Genomic DNA, 17,465 nt, shown 5'->3' with positions numbered 1-17,465 from the left:
TTAAGTCTCCAATATGTGAGTCACCAACTTGCCGTAGGTATCGGGGAAGGTGAATTTCGTTCCATCACGGACAAGGGAACCGACCACGGTTTCAATGTCACCCTCATGGAATTCGATTAAAGAGTTGAGAATTTTCCCGTACTGACGACGCATCCAGTGAGCCGAAGCCAACAGGTCTAACGCCGCGCGTTTGGTCGGGACAGGTTTTGTATTGAATTTCTTTGCGGTAGAAATCGACGCCGAGAAGTCATTCAGTGCAGCGAATGCACCAGCTGGGTTGAGCAGAACGTCGATGTTCCATTTTTTAAGTTCGACCTCGGAGCGATACCAAACCAATCCCGTGTTCGCGAGTTTCTGCTCAAGTGCCTTGTTGTAGACACGCCAGTAAATGCGAGAGGTACGAGAGCCAATCGAATATTGCTCTTTGGTGTAATCAGGGCGACCATCGCGATAGCCAGCAATGGTATGGTCGACATGCAGCACTGGACTGCGACCGCGTTCAGCCGTTCGAAATGCATTGTCATTCCAGGCCGTGCGCGCGTATTCACAATCAAAAATCCCGTCGTAATCATCATAAGCGAGGTCAACACGCGCCAATGTTTGCACACCCAACACGTTAGTCAGCCAATCATGCAGTGACCAAGGCGCGCGACGGGCAAAGACATGCTTGCAGCCTTTACCGTTAATCTGAAAATGCACCGTGTCATTGTTGCCACCGATACCAACGAAACCGCAGAAGTCTTCGCCATTCGCTGAGGTGAGTTTCATAGATTCGGTGTAGAACTGAAAACCGAGCCCACGAGGCGCAGACAGCGACAAGCCCAATACTTGATTGGTGAAAATACGAAGACATTCTTCTAAGTAGTTTCGGTAACAGATTTCAAAGGCGTCGTTGTACGCATTAATCTCATCTGCCGTCTTAGCAATGGTCGAATTAAACTGAGGTGGAGCAGGGAACTTAGGTGCCTTACAGTTACGCTGTAACAGTGATTTAGGCGCTAATCCTCGGTATTCCTCATGCTTATGCAGACGTTGAAGCGCGTTATGACAATGGCGTAAGTCCTTGACGGCAAATGTAAAACATAGGTAGTCAATATGAACCGATTGCTCATCGAACTTCTTGAGGATGTTAGTTGCAGTAGTCATCAAACACCCCTAAATCAACGCGCTCTTGGTAAGTTGTATTGGTGATAGAAACCAACTCGTAAGATAAAAATTGAGACGAAGCCCAAGACTCAAGATGAGACATCGACTTAAGCAAATCCCATTCATCACAGCCTTTGACCAACACGGAAACCGTGTAATCAGGCAGCAAGTCGTAATAGATGATTTGAGCTTCGTTCATGGTTAACGCGCCTCAGTTGCCTGAGAAATAAGAAGACGTTTTGGCTCTTCTCTGATGAAAATACGGATTTCAGCGACCTCGTTAGGCGTTAACTTGCCATCGCTCAACAGCTCGTTTAACAGAGGTTTTGCTGATGGATGTTCATCAACCCACGTTTGGACTTTGGCGTAAGACTCAGCCGTAGCGTCCATGTAATTGTTCTGATAAAACAAGAACACCGCAGCGATGAAACCCGCGAGAAGAACTAAGCATGTAAATGAGTGATCACGTTCCATGGTTATCACTCCGAGAAAACATTAGTGACGCCGTCACAGGTTTGATTGGTTTGGTTTTCAAGCTGTGAGTTAACCGTGTGGATCAATCGACGAGTCATTTCACAGTCAGCCAGCGCTCGGTGCGCAGTTAAATCAGACACATCGACATGTTGTTGAGCACACGCGTTAGTCAGAGATTGCCACTTGTAATTTTCATGCTGGTCATTCCAAGCACCGAAGAACTCGGCGTACCAAAGCATTGCGCAATGAGGAACACAGAATTTGAAAAACAAATCTTCAACGGATTGGACGTAAGCAGAGTTACAGTGCTTGTCTAACGATTGGATGATTAAGCGCGTATCAAAATCTGAGTTGTAGATGATGATTGGACGACCGTTAAGAAGCGGAAGAAAACGGTTTGAAAAAACAAGATGAAAGTCGAGCGCGTCCTTAACATCTTCATCGGTGATACCATGAATTGCTGTCGCTTCAGCAGGAATGGAACAAGTCGGTTTAACCAGCTCGTTCACGATAACTTTACCAGAGTCAGCACAGATAGCAGTGAACTCGACAATTTCTGCATCAAAACCTAAGCCAGTAGTTTCCGTATCGATAATGATCGCATTTTCAGTAGACAGTTTTTTCATAGCAACACCTTGACCGTTGAGAGCGACCACCAAGGACAGACGAAAGCGTCAAGGGCAAACGCCCGTACCAAGGCGGTCAAATACAGTAATTTCTGTGCTGATTAAATACAGAGTTTTATGTACCGTCAATACAGCAAATCTTGTGCTAAAGAACTAAAATGAAGTGATTGATGCTTGGATAGGAAATTCAAAAATGTACACGAACCAACTCATTGATGCTTACAAAGAGCAGATGAAGTATGTGCAATACAAACAAATCGCCCATGACTTGGGTGTAAGTCCACAAATGATTACTGAGGTACGTAAAGGAAGAACTTATCTCAATGAAAACCAAATACTTATGCTTGCAGAAGCAATTGGTGAAGACAAAGAAAAGGCTTTAGTTGGATTAGCGCTGGATAAAGCAAAATCTTGCGAAGCTCAAACGCTGTGGACGAATATAGCAAAAAAATTTAATGGGCTTGGATTACCAAGTATTTCAATGGCTTGTGCAGGATTTGCCGTAGCATTTTCAAGCCCAGTGGAATCCTCAATTCAGTGCGCATTATGTATATTATGTTAAATAGAATATCAACGTACGCCAATTCTTTCTTCGTTTGGGCTCCTATCCCTCTCAGATTTTAAAATATGAGGCTTTTTATTAGTGTCATTAAACATAACCGCGATTTACCATAAAATACTTAATATAGATCTTAATAATCTTACGATTGTTAAGATCTATATTAATTCGCTACGCGATCTCCACTAATGAATGGATCGCTTCGTAGATATCCTGTCTGCGAACTGGCTTTGATACAAATCCGTCCATGCCAGCTTTCATACATGTCGCTTTATCACTCTCAAGCGCGTGTGCAGTCAATGCGATGATTGGTGTTTTGATTCCTTTCTTTCTGATAAGTCTTGTCGCTGTAATGCCATCCATAACGGGCATCGACACATCCATTAAAATGATATCGATGTCTTGTGTTTGTTGCTCCAAAAACGATAAGGCTTCCGCGCCGTGGCTGGCAATAAATACATTGTGCCCGAGTTTATTCAGAATAAGCTTTATCACTAACTGGTTAGATTCAGTATCTTCCACGACTAAAATGTTGGTCGACTTTGATGGCTGACTTGATTCTATCTTTACCGGTCTTTCTTGGTTAGTCCTGGTAAGAACCGGGATTTTGACTGTAAAATGAGAGCCGACTCTCTCTTCACTTTTTACAGAAATTGAACCTCGCATCATCTCAACAAGGTGTTTGGTGATGGCAAGTCCAAGCCCGGTACCACCGAATCGACGAGTAATTGAGCTGTCGCCTTGATGAAAAGCTGTAAACAAATGACCAATTTTAGCTTGAGGGATTCCTATCCCAGTATCTGCGACAGATATGATGATTTCACCATTGCTTTCTAGCACAGAAACATGCACATCTCCAAAGTCTGTAAACTTAATCGCGTTTCCAATCAAGTTAAAAAGCACCTGCGATATACGAGTAGAATCAATCCAGTACTGTTTATTTCTATCTAGATTGCAGTGTAGGTCAAAGCTCAAACTTTTGCTTGTAGCCACTTGTTTTTGTTGAGAAACAATTAGTGTTACCGCGTCACTTAAGTCTGTCCACTGTTCATTTAAATGAAAGCTTCCTGACTCTATCTTTGATAAATCCAAAATGTCGCTGATAATCGCCAATAGCAAATCTGCAGAGCATTCCATTTGGTTCAATACGTCTGACTGGGCATCGGTTAAAGTTGATTGTCTCAAGATGTCTAACATCCCCAGAACTGAGTTCAAAGGCGTTCGAATTTCGTGACTCATCATGGCCAAAAACTCAGACTTCGATTGGTTAGCTCTTTCTGCTTCTTCTCTAGCCCGTGCTAATTGAGACGTCCTCACTTCAACGATACGTTGTAACTTTTCTTTGGTTTCAATATCGATAACAGCCCTTTCAATTAAGGGTCTAAAACGCCTTAACGTTTCTTTGTTTTCAATACTGAAGTGACCTTTTTGAGCTCCAACAAGGATGATAATAGTCTGGGTTACTTCAGATCGAATGCCCGTAAGTAGCATTGAATTCACGTGGCTTTTAATAAAGGAGTTTAAGCTCTCAAACTCCTTTAATCGCATAGGCTCGAACAACAAAATACATTCGCCATTAAGAGCCCTTTCCGACGCGTTACCCGGTAACCAATCTGCTCTATCAAAAACACTATTTGTTGATAATAACGTCTTGAAGTTTTGTCTATTACAGTCGCGAGTAATGACGATGAAGTCATCAAAATCAATGTACTTCTTTAGAACACTGTTTAGACCGGAGAAAATCTCGTGACGGTTTCGAGCTTCACTCATTGCAGAGATTGCTGACAGAATGGCTTTGTTTTCATCAGCCAATAACTTCTCACGTTGCCTTGCCTCTTTGAGTTCGACAAGTGCCTCTTGTAACGCTTCCTGCTGGTATATCTCTAAATATTTATCTTTCATAAGGTTTATGGAATATCGCTGATGATATCATCAGGTTTCCATGTCCATTCTCACCACCTATAAATCTTCCTTGCTCACCAAAAGTAAACGGGCAAATAAAAGGCAGGTTCTCTAATTCCTGATTAATTTGTTCACAAACACTGTTGATGTCCTGTTTTAAGTGCAACATAGGACCAGCACAAAAGATATTGATCACCCCTATTTTTCGAGATTCCTCTAACTTTTGATTGAATGCAGCGTTCACAACTCTCGCCGCTCTTGCGACAAGATGCTGGCGACTACCTTGCATCAACGTTAGCATTTCGCCTTCTTCAATATCGGTGAAAAGCTCAATGCCACCTTGTTCAGTTTCTCTTATCGGGTGTGAGAGTTTGTAATAAGGTCTCTCATACAATTGACCCGCGATGCGCCCTAACGGATATGCACTTGAGTTAGTGAACAGGAAGCTTTCTCTATCAGTTTGTGTTTCTTGATGATTTGTCCACGCTCGATATACATCGAGAGCAGGTTGATTATCTATCTCGAGTAAGATGCGACCTTTCGTTTTCGTCGCAATACCAGTTATCCCTGTTGGCGAGTGTCCTGCGCTGAATGCGATATCGACCGGCTGTGAGGAGTAAAACAACGTTAAGCTCACGCCATTTTGTTCGTACCCTTGAGAGGTAATAATTGACCAATTGCCTTCAATGTTATTGTCAGCAGCAGAACCACCAATGATTGGGACTAATGTTCCGAACCGACTGTCAATGCATTCTATGACAGATTCTTCATTCCCGGGTGTCGCATGTAAGAGAATTAAGTTAGGAACCTCACCTACTCTATCTGCATGAAATAAAGCCATATTCAGCGCTTGGTCTACGCTGGATTCAATATCCGTACTATAAGTTGAAATTCCTGTCCCGTAAGAATGTAAACCTGAGTCATAGATCGCGAGTATCGCAATGGTAGGACCTTGATGGTAACCATGGTTAGTCATGATAGCTTGGCATGAGCTAGCACCATGGAATGGAATGTCAGGGAACAGGTCGGAGAATGCGTACTGAATTGCTCTGAAGTCGTACTCTTCAGTGTAGTAGCAAATGATATGTGAGAGATTCTCCTCACTGAGTTCAGAGCGAAATTCTTCTATCGCTAAATATTCGTCGGTGATATGAGTAAATAATGATTGGCACTGCATACGGTTTTATTATTGGTTATCACTTTACTGTTATACCACTGCAAATTTTTACTGCTAGGCAAGAAAGCATTAATTGCATAAACAAGATGCAATTATCTCGCGTCAGATCAGATTTATAAATGAACTTGGACAATATTTTCATTTAATTTGATATTAATCGCTTTTGTTTCCGAAATACTATTCCAATTGATGTCTCGATATTTATCGTTGAGATTAATAAATTCACCAGATTGATTTAGATCAATTTTTATACTGCGATTTTCTGGGCTTTCGATTGAAAAGCCTTTCGAAGTCTTATTTATAGTGATTTTTGATACACCAATTGTTACATCACATCGTTGTTTTTGTGAACAGTCCACCTCTTTGCTCGTCTCATAAGTAAAGGTGCGCCAGAAAAAGGCACCGATTAAAAGACTGAGCATGATTAAGATTTGTGCAAGTCTCGCCTTTGTTAACTTTTGTGCGGCCATAATTCCTAATATCCTTGTTACAAACTTCAAACTTTTTAAATAAAAAATGATTTCCAGAGGTCTTGTAAGGTTACTACTCTGTCATTGAAATGTTAATTCAAGTATAGTGTCACGCTGAAAATGCCACTTTTTATTAAAGTCAGCAATAGAAATAAAGTGATGATAACACTTGAATTCTAGAGTTTACTTGGGTGGTGTTACGACGCAAGTCGTGTTGGAAGTAAAGTGTAGTTAATTAGAAATTGGAAGCATGCAAATGAGCCAAGTAAAGCAGCTTGAACAAAACTACAACTATACAGTCGTTCGCCAATTTACCCTTGTGACCATTTTATGGGGCATAGTTGGTATGGCTGTTGGTGTTTTGATTGCCGCTCAGTTAGTTTGGCCACAGCTAAACTTTGATACGCCGTGGTTGACGTACAGTCGTTTACGTCCATTGCATACTAATGCGGTAATTTTTGCGTTTGGTACCAGTGCTCTGTTCGCAACATCTTATTATGTTGTTCAGCGCACCTGTCAAACACGTCTTTTTGGTGGCCCACTCGTTGCCTTCACCTTTTGGGGTTGGCAAGCAATTATCCTAGCCGCAGCAATCACCCTACCTTTAGGTTTAACCTCTGGTAAGGAATATGCTGAGTTAGAATGGCCTATTGATATCGCAATCGCGATAGTATGGGTATCTTACGCAGTCGTGTTCTTTGGAACATTGGTCAAGCGTAATACCTCTCACATCTACGTGGCTAACTGGTTCTTCGGTGCCTTTATCCTAACAGTAGCAGTACTTCACATCGTGAACAGCATGGCTATCCCTGTGTCACTTGGTAAATCGTACTCGATTTATTCTGGTGCAGTGGATGCAATGGTTCAATGGTGGTATGGACACAACGCGGTAGGTTTCCTACTGACCGCTGGTTTCCTAGGTATGATGTACTACTTTGTCCCTAAACAAGCTGAACGTCCTGTTTACTCTTACCGTTTATCTATCGTTCACTTCTGGGCACTGATTTCCCTATACATCTGGGCTGGTCCTCACCATCTGCATTACACAGCATTACCTGACTGGACTCAGTCTCTTGGTATGGTGATGTCTTTGGTTCTATTTGCTCCATCTTGGGGTGGTATGATCAACGGTATCATGACGCTGTCTGGCGCATGGCATAAGCTTCGCTACGACCCTATCCTACGTTTCCTAATCGTTTCATTGTCTTTCTACGGTATGTCTACTTTCGAAGGTCCAATGATGTCTATTAAGACAGTAAACGCGCTATCGCACTACACAGACTGGACCATTGGTCACGTTCACTCTGGTGCACTAGGTTGGGTTGCAATGGTTTCAATTGGTTCTGTATATCACCTTGTCCCTCGTCTATTTGGTCAAGAGCGTATGTACTCTGTAAGCCTAATCAATGTTCACTTCTGGTTGGCGACTATCGGTACTGTTCTTTACATCGTAGCGATGTGGATCTCAGGTGTAATGCAAGGTCTAATGTGGCGCGCAGTTAACTCTGACGGCACACTAACATACAGCTTTGTAGAATCTGTAGAAGCATCTTACCCGTTCTACTTCGTACGTTTCTTAGGTGGTTTCATCTTCCTATCAGGTATGTTCTTAATGGCATACAACACGTACAAGACGGTAACTGCGCCTAAAGAAAGCTTAAAAGCTATCCCTCAACCGGCATAAGGAGATTAAAGAATGAGTAATAATTCGAATAATCGCCACGAAATCCTAGAACGCAATGTCGGTTTGTTGGCTATTTTCATCGTCTTTGCAATCAGTTGGGGTGCGCTTGTTGAAATCACTCCTCTGATTTTCCAGAAGCAAACGACGGAGCCTGTAGAAAATCTACGAGCTTACACTCCTCTGGAAATGGAAGGTCGTGACATATACATCCGTGAAGGTTGTAACGTGTGTCACAGCCAGATGATTCGTCCTTTCCGTTCTGAAACAGAGCGCTACGGTCACTACTCTGTCGCTGGTGAGAGCGTTTGGGAACACCCATTCCTATGGGGTTCTAAGCGTACAGGTCCAGATTTGGCACGCGTAGGTGGACGTTACTCTGACGAATGGCATCGTGTTCACCTTATTGACCCGCGAGAGCTAGTACCAGAATCAAACATGCCAGGCTTCCCTTGGCTTGAAGAGAACGTACTAGACGGCAAGCTGACACAGAAGAAACTAGAAATCTTCCGTGACCAGTTCGGTGTCCCTTATAAGGATGAAGAAATCGCGAATGCGGCTAAAGAAGTAGAAGGTAAAACAGAGATGGATGCAATCATCGCTTACCTTCAGTCTCTTGGTCATGCAATGAAGTAAGGGGGTCATATGGATTTCGGTACAATTCATAGTATTTATACCGTTGTGCTCTTCGCTAGTTTTATTGGCATTGTATGGTGGGCATTTGGTAAGAAGCGTAAAGCACGCTTTGAGGAAGATGCTAACTTGGTGTTTGCTGACGAAGAACAAACGACCCCAAATAACCAAGGAGTGAAGAAGTAATGACTACATTCTGGAGTCTCTGGATTATCGTGATTACTGTCGGTACGCTAGTAGGCTGTGCGATCCTCCTGACTTGGTGCGCTAAAGACAAAATGGGCGTCGAGGAAGGGGAAGACATGGGCCACGAGTACGATGGTATTCGCGAGCTTAATAACCCTCTACCAAAATGGTGGACATACTTGTTTGTGAGCACGTTTGTGTTTGCTGCTGTATACCTGACCCTATTTCCAGGTCTAGGTAGCTTCAAAGGTGTCCTAAACTGGCAGAGTTCAGATCAAACTGTACGTACGTTGGAAGAGTCGAAAGAAGCCATCGCACGAGCACAAGAAAACAAGCAACTTAACCAATACGCTAAAGAGCTAGATGATGCTGATGCATACTTCGGTGAAGCATTCCGCGCACTTGCTCACAACGCAGATGGTCTACGCCCTATCCCTGAGATTGCGCAAGATCCTGAAGCAATTAAAGTTGGTCAACGTTTGTTCCTACAGAACTGTTCGCAATGTCATGGCTCTGATGCTCGTGGTCAAAAAGGTTTCCCTAACCTAACTGACGACGCATGGCTATACGGCGGTGAGCCAGCGGCTATCGTTACAACTATCATGCAAGGTCGTATCGGTCAGATGCCAGCGTGGAAAGATGCACTTGGTGAACAAGGTGTTCAAGAAGTCGTAAGCTACACGTTAAGCCTTTCTGGTCGTAAAGTGAACGCACGTGAAGCGGAAGCCGGCAAAGCTCGTTTCGTTGTGTGTGCAGCTTGTCACGGCACCGATGGTAAAGGCAACCCTGCTGTAGGTGCACCAGACCTAACTGACCAAGATTGGTTATTCGGCGATTCACGCGCTGCAGTAACAGAAACAGTTATGAACGGTCGCTCTGGTGTAATGCCTGCTTGGAAGGACATCCTAGGCGAAGACAAAGTTCAACTTGTCGCGGCATACGTCTGGAGTTTAAGCAACTCTGACAATAAGTAACATTTCAATAACAGCCCCTTTCATAGGGGCTGTCTTTCCTTTAAATTTAAAGCCTTACATTTTTTCATTTAGCTGTTGAGAACTTTTTTATGGTAAAGCCTTGGTATAAACAATTTTGGCCGTGGTTCCTGATCATCCTGCCTCTAACTGTTGTGGTATGGACAATCGTTACAGTGGTCGTATTCGCCAATAACTCTGTTTCTTTGGTCGCCGAGGATTACTATAAAAAAGGCAAAGGCATCAATATCGATATCAGTAAAATGAATGTCGCTCGTGACCTTGGTCTTAACGCTACTATTTCGTCTGATAACAACACAGTGGTTATCTCTTTCAATAAAGGTGAATTACCGCACTTCCCTGCACTAACAGCGACATTCACGCACCGTACATTGCCAGACCGCGATTTCACTAAGCTACTTACTGCTGATGCGAAAGGTAACTATCGTTTAACGCCAGAAAATTCTATTCAAGGTCCTTGGTTCGTTGAGCTTGAACCGCATAACAAAGAATGGATGATTCAAGGTCGCGTCGAATTCCCAGCACAACCAACAACATTAATGAAGTAAGCCTATGTGTAAATCCTGTTATCACTGTGGTGAAGATGTACCAGCCAACACGGATTTCAAAGTAGAAATATTAGGTGAAATTCGCGACATGTGTTGCCCGGGTTGTGAAACGGTGGCGCAAACCATTGTTGATAGTGGTCTTGTCTCCTATTACCAATATCGAACTGCGCCAGCAGAAAAGGCGGATCTAGTCCCCGAGCAACTCCAAGCTCTCATCCATTATGACAATGAGGACGTTCAGTCAGAGTTCGTTCGTAACCACGAGAACACTTCTGAAGTAACCCTTTCTTTAGAAGGCGTGTCCTGCGCTGCTTGTGCGTGGCTGATCGAAAAGCAAGTTTCCGGCGTTAAAGGATTGGTTTCTATTCGTGTAAATACCACCACTAACCGAGCTTTACTTGCATGGGATAAGACACAAGTACGTCTGAGCGAGTTACTATCACTGATTCACAAGCTTGGTTACAAAGCAGCACCTTTTGAGGCAGACAAGCAAGAAGCTGCCTACCACCATACGATGAAACAGTACCTTTATCGTTTAGGTATTGCAGGTCTTGCAACCATGCAAGTAATGATGCTTGCAGTAGCATTGTATTTGGAAGTTTTTGGCGATTTGGAGCCAGAGTTTAAAAACTACTTTCGATGGGTAAGCTTAATCTTCGCAACACCTGTACTGCTCTATTCAGCGCTTCCCTTTTACCTCAATGCATGGCGAAGTATCAAAGGTCGAACCCTTGGTATGGATGTTCCTGTTTCCATTGCACTGATTTTTGCTTATGTGGCGAGCTTAGTCGCAACAGTGACTGAGCAAGGCGAAGTGTTCTTTGAATCTATCTCGATGTTTACCTTCTTCTTGTTGGTCGGTCGATTCTTAGAAATGCGCGCTCGTCGCAAAGCAGCTGCGGCTAGCGGTAACCTTCTTAAGTTAATCCCTGCAATAGCGACAACACTAGACGGTGAACAAATTCCGGTGAAAACCCTAAAGGTTGGCGATCGCATTCGCGTTCTTCCTGGCGAACATATTCCTGCCGACGGTAAAGTGATTTCTGGTCGTATCCATATCGATGAATCGATGCTGACCGGCGAATCTGTTCACGTGGTTAAGAAAGCAGGAGATGCAGTTTACGCGGGAACATTAAATGGAGACGAATCGTTCGAACTTGAAGTGACGAATTCTAAAGCAGATTCAATGATTTCTAATATCGTTCGTCTTCAAGATGAAGCCCAACATTCCAAACCAAAAATCGCAGAAATTGCCGACGTAGTAGCGCGCTATTTTGTTGGCGCAATTTTAATCATTTCTGCAGGAACTTGGTTCTACTGGCACCAAACTAAACCCGATGATGCATTCTGGATTATGCTCTCTGTTCTGGTTGCTACTTGTCCATGCGCCCTATCTCTAGCGACACCAACCGCGTTAACGTGTGCAACTTCTCGTATGGGTAACTTTGGTATCTTGTTACGTAAAGGGCATGTTTTCGAAACGCTGTGTAAGATTAATCATCTTGTCGTGGATAAGACCGGCACCTTGACTAAAGGCGATATCGAGATTAGTGAAACCAAAACTTTAGCTGAGTTAGATAAGTCAGTGGCATTAGCTCTTGCTGCGGCACTTGAGGCGCATGCAAATCACCCTATCGCACGAGCATTTTCTGGTTTTGGTCATGAAGATATCTACGTCGATGAGGTTCAAAACGTCATTGGTTCTGGTATTCAAGGTGTTTGGAACAACAAGACAGTAAAAATTGGCAGTGCTAATTTTGTTGTTGGTGAAAACCGAGATGAAAGCAATGCTGTGTATCTTTCTGTAAACGAAGAACATGTGGCGACCTTTTACTACCGAGATCCCATTCGTAAAGAGAGTAAAGCATTCATCCAACGCTTTGCTGACGCTGGTATTACAACTACTTTATTGACAGGCGATTCATTACAAAATGCCCAGCCTGTTGCAGATGAAATGGGTATCGACCATGTGATCGCATCGGCAAAACCAGAAGACAAACTCGCGTATCTTAAAGGACTAGATCAAGACGATATCACCATGATGGTTGGCGATGGCATCAATGATGCGCCTACGCTGGCTGGTGCGCACCTTTCTGTAGCGATGGGTGGTGGTACGGACGTCGCTAAAGCTTCTGCAGATATGACGCTCCTAGGCGATAATTTAGAAAAGCTATTAGAAGCAAGGTTGCTTGCAATACGTACAAGAAAGATAATTCGAGAAAACTTGGCTTGGTCTTTGGGCTACAACCTGCTAATTTTGCCGCTTGCTGTTGCAGGCTTAGTCGCCCCCTACGTCGCCGTAGTCGGTATGTCAGCGAGTTCTATTATCGTTGTATCCAACTCGTTGCGACTGCTTAAAGAGAAGTAAGTGAGAGATCAAACATGGAAAGTCTTTACATATTAATCCCTATCGCCATTGTGTTGGTCTGTGTCGCCGTTGCTATTTTTCTTTGGGCTGTTCGTAGCGACCAGTTTGAAGATCTAGAGCGACAAGGTCACAACATTCTTCTTGATGAAGACGAAAAACCAAATAATAAAAAACAATAGCGTTATTTTATGAGCCCAGACTTTATTGGTGCATTTATGATCGGTCTCGTTGGGGCTGGTCATTGCATGGGAATGTGTGGCGGTATCGCCTCTCTACTCTCCATGGGCGCACCGAACAATAAACCTTCTTCCTCTATTCCCCTTTTCTATAACGTTGGCAGACTCGCAAGCTACGCGTTAATTGGCGCAATTGTTGGTGGTGCTATATCAGGTCTTTCAGAGTTGAGCGGTTTAACCCAGTCTCTCGCTTGGCTTCGATTTGTCGCCGCGCTTTTCATGATCTTAGTCGCCCTATATATCGCAAAATGGTGGCAAGGACTGCTTGTTATTGAGAAAGCTGGTCAACATATCTGGAAGTTCATCTCTCCAGCAGGAAAACGCTTGTTGCCACTGAAGCACCCAATGTATGCCTTTCCATTTGGCTTTATTTGGGGCTGGTTACCGTGTGGACTAGTATACTCGGCGTTAACCTGGTCTGCAGTTTCAGGAGACGCTTTAAACGGCGGATTAATCATGCTGTCGTTTGGTCTCGGAACTCTTCCATCAATGCTTGCCATCGGATATGGTGCGAGCCATTTTCAGAAGTTGCAAAAATCGTTAATATTTAGAAACATCTCTGCATTAATCCTAATAAGCTATGGCATGTATACTGCCGCCGGCGCGATGCGAATGCTTGGTTTCATATAGCATCAAAGTCGTTTTCCATCATTTTTTTGCTACCCTTTAGAAGTAAGCGGTGATAAAATATTGATGTATATCAAATAGTGAAAGGTTGTTATGATTTCTGAAAAACCTGCAACAAAGCGTATCCAATCAGGTGGTTGCGCGATTCATTGCCAAGATTGTAGCATTAGCCAACTGTGTATTCCGTTCACTCTAAACGAGTCTGAACTGGATCAGTTGGATCAAATCATCGAGCGTAAAAAGCCAATCCAAAAAGGCCAAGAGCTTTTTAAAGCAGGTGATGAGCTAAAATCTCTGTACGCTATCCGCTCTGGCACAATCAAGAGCTACACCATTACAGAACAAGGCGATGAGCAAATTACTGCGTTTCATTTAGCAGGTGACCTTGTAGGTTTTGACGCAATCACGGGCGATCTACACCCAAGTTTTGCTCAAGCACTTGAAACTTCAATGGTTTGTGAGATTCCTTACGAAATCCTTGATGACCTATCAGGCAAAATGCCTAAGCTTCGTCAGCAGATCATGCGTCTAATGAGTAGCGAAATTAAAGGTGACCAAGAAATGATCCTTCTGCTTTCTAAAAAGAATGCTGAAGAACGTCTTGCGGCTTTCCTTTACAACCTATCAACACGTTTCTCGCAACGTGGTTTTAGCCCTCGAGAGTTCCGTCTAACCATGACTCGTGGTGATATTGGTAACTACCTCGGTCTAACAGTTGAAACCATCAGCCGCCTACTTGGTCGCTTCCAGAAATCTGAAATTCTGAGCGTAAAAGGTAAGTACATCACCATCTTAGATCACGATGCATTGATGGAACTTGCTGGCGTCAGCAAAGACTAATTTGCCCTATCAATTGATGTAGCTCGAAAATGAGCTACATCATATTTCTTCCAAAATCCCTTCGAAAGTCCTCAAATTCTTCCCCAAACTGAGCTACAGTAAAAATGTACCTTGTGTACTCCAATATACTGATTTACCTTATATTCAGTATTTGGTTTTACAATAATAAGTGGGCTTAGATATGAGTATATACAGTAAGATCCTTGTTGTTGCTGACATCAATAATGATGAGCAGCCAGCACTTGCAAGAGCAGTTCAACTCGCTCGAAAAAGTGTATCCAGAAGCCGAATCACTTTCTTTCTGTCAATCTACGATTTTTCGTATGACATGACCTCAATGCTGTCGGTCGATGAAAGAGATGCTATGCGTCGCGGTGTTATCCACCAACGTGAACAATGGATGCGTAAGATAGCCCAACCGTATTTAGACGATAGCTTCGACTTTGATGTTTGTGTTGTTTGGCATAATCGCCCATATGAAGCGATCATTGCTGAAGTCTTTGCTGGCGGTCACGACATCGTTATTAAAGGAACGCGTAAACACGATGTTCTAGAATCCGTCATTTTCACTCCTACAGATTGGCATTTGTTGCGTAAGTGCCCTATCCCTGTACTTTTGATTAAAAATGCTGATTGGCCAGAGCATGCGAAGATTCTTGCTTCTGTCCATGTTGGTTCTGAAAACCCTACGCACATTGACTTGAACGATTCGATGGTCGAGCGTCTAAAAGAAATCACTAATCGTCTTGATGCAGACCCGTATCTTGTTAATGCTTATCCGGTTACACCGGCGAATATCACGATCGAATTGCCTGAGTTTGACCCAACGACGTATACCGACGCAGTGCGTGGTCATCACTTAACAGCAATGAAAGCGCTTCGCCAAAAACACGGACTGGATGAAGAGCAAACTATCGTTGAGCAAGGCTTACCAGAAGACATCATCCCTGCAACGGCTGAAAAGCTAAATGCGGCAATGGTTATTCTTGGTACAACCGGACGCACAGGGCTTTCTGCAGTGTTTATTGGTAACACGGCTGAGCATGTGATTGATAAGATCAATTGTGACGTACTGGCATTGAAACCAAACGGTTATATCAGTCCACTTGATCCAAATACGGCAACTTAATAAGTTGTAACGTTATCCAGAAATAAAAATCCCCCAATAACTGGGGGATTTTTTATGTCTATCATTGCGTTATACACGTAATAAAAAGGAGGCTAACTTAGCCTCCTAGAATCAAATGTTGGTGACATCGATAAACATTGACTCGTCAATGTTCGTCGAAGACACAATCGCTTCGCTGAATTCGTATTCTTCACGGTTACCTTCACGATCTAGTGGAAGGTTTTCAAAGTCAAACAGTTCGCGGTCAGCAAGCTGGCTTGGGCTTACGTTCTGGATTGACTTGAAGATCGCTTCTACGCGACCAGGCGTTTTCTTGTCCCAATCGATCAACATTGCTTTAATCGATTGGCGCTGAAGGTTCTCTTGAGAGCCACAGAGGTTACAAGGAATGATTGGGAACTCTTTGTGTTCTGCGTATTTGATCAGGTCTTTCTCACGACAGTAAGTAAGAGGACGAATCACAACGTTGCGACCATCGTCTGAACGAAGTTTTGGCGGCATCGCTTTAAGGCGAGAACCATGGAACATGTTCAGGAACATTGTTTCTACAATGTCATCCATGTGGTGACCAAGTGCCAATTTAGTCGCTCCGATCTTCTCTGCGAACGAGTAAAGCGTACCACGACGAAGGCGTGAGCATAGACCACACGTCGTTTTGCCTTCTGGCACTTTCTCTTTAACGACTGAGTAAGTGTCCTTGTCTACGATGTAGTAAGGAATGTTCAGCGTTTCAAAGTAATCTGGGAGAATGTGCTCAGGGAAACCTGGCTGTTTCTGGTCAAGGTTAACTGCGACCACTTCAAACTTGATTGGTGCTGCCTTTTGTAGATTCAGCAGGATATCAAGCATCGCAAATGAATCTTTACCACCACTAATACATGCCATTACAACATCGCCTTCTTCGATCATGTTGTAATCAGTAATGGCATTTCCAACATTTCTTCTTAGGCGTTTCTGAAGCTTGTTGAATTCTAGGGTTTCTTTTCTTGTATCTACTTGGTTCATTGCGGGCTCTCACATCGCCGATAAATCGACCAGGGCTTCCTAACATGGGTTTCTTTGGGGCGTGGATTATACGAGCTTTTTGCGCAGGATTAAATGTTTGTGTGATGGAGTCGTCAATAAATAGTGTGAAAAAATGGTGAGAGTACGTTGGAAATAAAAAAGAGCCGCAGTTGCGACCCTTCTTGCTTTTCTTAACGCTTATTTTTTCGCGTTAGGAAGATAAGGTAATACACGAGTTGTTGGTTGAGGGAGTGTCATGTGCCCACCTTCACCAATTTCGCTCAGTGCAACTTGAACTTTTCCATCCACGATTGCTTTCTCTGTCCCATTAGAGAAGGTAATCGTATCATTAAGAGCATCAGCAAACTCCATCGTCACACCTTGTACTTGAGGTGTAAACCAACCAGCAAACATACCGCCTAGATCTTCAAGTAATGCTTGCATTTGAGGCATCAAAGGCGTGAGTTGTTCGTAAGATACGTTACCCTGTAATGGTTCTTTGGTCATTACAACTAAAGAATAATCACATCGAGTATCTTTTGGTGTTTGGACGAAGACAAGCGGGTTCGCAGACTTTAAGTTCTTATCGATCGGAATTGGAAGCTCTTTAGAAGCTGGAATCACAAACTCTTCGTAATGCTCTTCTTTTTCCATCCATGCTTTTTCTATCTCACACAGTTGCTTGGTATCTGCATCCACAAAAAACACACCGACTTTAACATCATCGTGCCCTTCTTTCGCATTGTTCTTCAATTGTGTGTAGAGCTTGGAATACGTAAACATGTATTCTTGCGCGTGAGTTGCAGGCGATGCTAAGACCAGTACCGCACTGCCTAGTAAACTTAGGCTTAACTTCTTCATCCGAT

The 17,465-nt window shown here is 43.4% G+C and carries 20 protein-coding genes; 11 read left to right on the top strand and 9 right to left on the bottom strand.

Annotated features, from left to right (window positions below):
• Genes J4N44_RS07965 through J4N44_RS07950 form a run of 4 tightly spaced genes read right to left on the bottom strand, consistent with a single transcriptional unit; the run spans nt 1 to nt 2,246 of the window.
• Entirely contained in the window at nt 1-1,146 is a 1,146-nt protein-coding gene (locus tag J4N44_RS07965) for a replication initiation factor domain-containing protein (RefSeq protein ID WP_005445761.1), read from the bottom strand.
• Complete coding sequence (locus tag J4N44_RS07960) at nt 1,130-1,345, bottom strand: hypothetical protein (protein ID WP_009697828.1); 216 nt, start codon at nt 1,343-1,345, stop codon at nt 1,130-1,132. The genes J4N44_RS07965 and J4N44_RS07960 overlap by 17 nt, the downstream gene beginning before the upstream one ends.
• 2 nt (nt 1,346-1,347) lie before the next feature.
• Nucleotides 1,348-1,620: a hypothetical protein gene (locus J4N44_RS07955; RefSeq protein ID WP_252045062.1), complete on the bottom strand. Its 273-nt coding sequence runs from the start codon at nt 1,618-1,620 to the stop codon at nt 1,348-1,350.
• Between the two features lie 5 nt (nt 1,621-1,625).
• Nucleotides 1,626-2,246 (bottom strand): 3'-5' exonuclease, encoded by a 621-nt coding sequence (locus tag J4N44_RS07950; protein WP_252045061.1) that lies wholly within the window; start codon nt 2,244-2,246, stop codon nt 1,626-1,628.
• Between the two features lie 193 nt (nt 2,247-2,439).
• On the opposite strand from J4N44_RS07950, the gene J4N44_RS07945 reads away from it, so the two are divergent.
• Complete coding sequence (locus J4N44_RS07945) at nt 2,440-2,808, top strand: DUF3693 domain-containing protein (RefSeq protein ID WP_017190164.1); 369 nt, start codon at nt 2,440-2,442, stop codon at nt 2,806-2,808.
• Nucleotides 2,809-2,976: 168 nt separating this feature from the next.
• Here the strand turns inward: J4N44_RS07945 and J4N44_RS07940 are convergent, their stop codons facing one another.
• The 3 genes from J4N44_RS07940 to J4N44_RS07930 all read right to left on the bottom strand — a co-directional run bounded on the left by J4N44_RS07940 (nt 2,977) and on the right by J4N44_RS07930 (nt 6,354).
• Entirely contained in the window at nt 2,977-4,707 is a 1,731-nt protein-coding gene (locus J4N44_RS07940) for a response regulator (protein ID WP_252045060.1), read from the bottom strand.
• Nucleotides 4,697-5,884, bottom strand: a complete 1,188-nt coding sequence (locus tag J4N44_RS07935) for an FIST signal transduction protein (RefSeq protein ID WP_005445769.1) — start codon at nt 5,882-5,884, stop codon at nt 4,697-4,699. Before J4N44_RS07935 ends, J4N44_RS07940 begins: the two co-directional genes overlap by 11 nt.
• Before the next feature lie 113 nt (nt 5,885-5,997).
• A complete protein-coding gene (locus tag J4N44_RS07930) occupies nt 5,998-6,354 on the bottom strand; it encodes a hypothetical protein (protein WP_005445770.1) in 357 nt (118 codons plus the stop codon).
• 256 nt (nt 6,355-6,610) lie between these two features.
• Here J4N44_RS07930 and ccoN point away from each other — a divergent pair, with 256 nt between their 5' ends.
• The 10 genes from ccoN (at nt 6,611) to uspE (ending at nt 15,594) form a co-directional block, all read left to right on the top strand.
• A complete protein-coding gene (gene ccoN, locus J4N44_RS07925; protein ID WP_005445771.1) occupies nt 6,611-8,038 on the top strand; it encodes a cytochrome-c oxidase, cbb3-type subunit I in 1,428 nt (475 codons plus the stop codon).
• Between the two features lie 12 nt (nt 8,039-8,050).
• Nucleotides 8,051-8,671 carry a cytochrome-c oxidase, cbb3-type subunit II gene (ccoO, locus tag J4N44_RS07920; protein ID WP_009697800.1) on the top strand — a complete coding sequence of 207 codons (621 nt, stop codon included), beginning with the start codon at nt 8,051-8,053 and terminating at the stop codon, nt 8,669-8,671.
• 9 nt (nt 8,672-8,680) lie between these two features.
• Entirely contained in the window at nt 8,681-8,854 is a 174-nt protein-coding gene (locus tag J4N44_RS07915) for a cbb3-type cytochrome oxidase subunit 3 (protein ID WP_005429887.1), read from the top strand.
• Entirely contained in the window at nt 8,854-9,828 is a 975-nt protein-coding gene (gene ccoP, locus J4N44_RS07910) for a cytochrome-c oxidase, cbb3-type subunit III (RefSeq protein WP_005429865.1), read from the top strand. The genes J4N44_RS07915 and ccoP overlap by 1 nt, the downstream gene beginning before the upstream one ends.
• 89 nt (nt 9,829-9,917) lie before the next feature.
• On the top strand, nt 9,918-10,394 hold the full coding sequence (locus J4N44_RS07905) for a FixH family protein (protein ID WP_069687126.1): 477 nt from the start codon (nt 9,918-9,920) through the stop codon (nt 10,392-10,394).
• Between the two features lie 4 nt (nt 10,395-10,398).
• The gene (locus J4N44_RS07900; protein ID WP_252045059.1) at nt 10,399-12,762 is read left to right on the top strand and encodes a heavy metal translocating P-type ATPase; all 2,364 of its coding nucleotides are present in this window, start codon (nt 10,399-10,401) and stop codon (nt 12,760-12,762) included.
• A 14-nt stretch (nt 12,763-12,776) separates the two neighbouring features.
• Nucleotides 12,777-12,941, top strand: coding sequence for a cbb3-type cytochrome oxidase assembly protein CcoS (gene ccoS / locus J4N44_RS07895; RefSeq protein WP_005429857.1), 165 nt, complete (start codon nt 12,777-12,779; stop codon nt 12,939-12,941).
• Nucleotides 12,942-12,950: 9 nt separating this feature from the next.
• Nucleotides 12,951-13,628 (top strand): sulfite exporter TauE/SafE family protein, encoded by a 678-nt coding sequence (locus tag J4N44_RS07890; protein WP_005445779.1) that lies wholly within the window; start codon nt 12,951-12,953, stop codon nt 13,626-13,628.
• Nucleotides 13,629-13,718: 90 nt separating this feature from the next.
• Nucleotides 13,719-14,465, top strand: a complete 747-nt coding sequence (fnr, locus tag J4N44_RS07885) for a fumarate/nitrate reduction transcriptional regulator Fnr (RefSeq protein WP_005445781.1) — start codon at nt 13,719-13,721, stop codon at nt 14,463-14,465.
• A 181-nt stretch (nt 14,466-14,646) separates the two neighbouring features.
• Nucleotides 14,647-15,594: a universal stress protein UspE gene (uspE, locus tag J4N44_RS07880; protein WP_005445783.1), complete on the top strand. Its 948-nt coding sequence runs from the start codon at nt 14,647-14,649 to the stop codon at nt 15,592-15,594.
• 111 nt (nt 15,595-15,705) lie between these two features.
• On the opposite strand, the gene ttcA is transcribed toward uspE, so the two are convergent.
• Complete coding sequence (gene ttcA, locus J4N44_RS07875; RefSeq protein ID WP_009697794.1) at nt 15,706-16,599, bottom strand: tRNA 2-thiocytidine(32) synthetase TtcA; 894 nt, start codon at nt 16,597-16,599, stop codon at nt 15,706-15,708.
• A 198-nt stretch (nt 16,600-16,797) separates the two neighbouring features.
• Nucleotides 16,798-17,460, bottom strand: a complete 663-nt coding sequence (locus J4N44_RS07870; protein ID WP_005445785.1) for a DUF2987 domain-containing protein — start codon at nt 17,458-17,460, stop codon at nt 16,798-16,800.
• Between the last annotated feature and the right edge of the window lie 5 nt (nt 17,461-17,465).

Origin of the sequence: Vibrio sp. SCSIO 43155 (assembly GCF_023716605.1) — a bacterium.
In the GTDB taxonomy this organism is placed as follows: domain Bacteria; phylum Pseudomonadota; class Gammaproteobacteria; order Enterobacterales; family Vibrionaceae; genus Vibrio; species Vibrio harveyi.
Note: the sequence above shows the minus strand (reverse complement) of the source record. Positions and strands in the feature narration are given on the sequence as shown.